A 588-nucleotide genomic window follows, 5' to 3' on the forward strand; every position below is an offset into this window, starting at 1 on the left:
GGCCCACCCCTCCCGGCGCCCGACACCCGGTGAGCGGCGTGTCACGGCGACGCGCCGCATCGTGGGTTCAAGGTTTCCCCGCTCCCGCCGATGGAGTAGGGAGCCGCCCGCAGGGGGCGGTTCGAGGGAAGGGTCGGGTGCAGCGTGCGGGAACGGATCCGCGTCCTGGTGGTGGACGACTCGGTGGTCGTGCGCCGCATCGTCACCGACGTCCTCGCCTCCGACCCCGCCATCGAGGTCGTCGGCACGGCGCCCAACGGCAAGGTCGCGCTCGACAAGATCCAGCAGCTGAAGCCGGACGCGGTCACGCTCGACATCGAGATGCCCGTCATGGACGGCCTGCAGACCATCAAGGAGATCCGCCGCCTCGACCGGCGCCTGCCGGTCGTGATGTTCTCCACCCTCACCGAGCGCGGCGCCACCGCGACCCTGGAGGCCCTGTCCTCGGGCGCCTCCGACTACGTGACCAAGCCGGCCAACGTCGGCAGCGTCGCGGAGTCCATGGAGTCCGTGCGCGCCGAGCTCATCCCCAAGGTCAAGGCCCTGGTGCCGGGCTTCGTGGAGCCGCACGCGCCCCACGCCCCGCAC

The 588-nt window shown here is 71.9% G+C and carries 1 protein-coding gene; it reads left to right on the forward strand.

The genetic code is table 11. The annotated features are described in order from the left end of the window. Positions 1–144: 144 nt before the first annotated feature. A partial coding sequence (locus GTR00_RS22290) for a response regulator (RefSeq protein ID WP_166613649.1) occupies positions 145–588 on the forward strand: 444 nt, incomplete at its 3' end.

This window comes from Kineococcus indalonis, assembly GCF_009906395.1.
Lineage (GTDB): Bacteria > Actinomycetota > Actinomycetes > Actinomycetales > Kineococcaceae > Kineococcus > Kineococcus indalonis.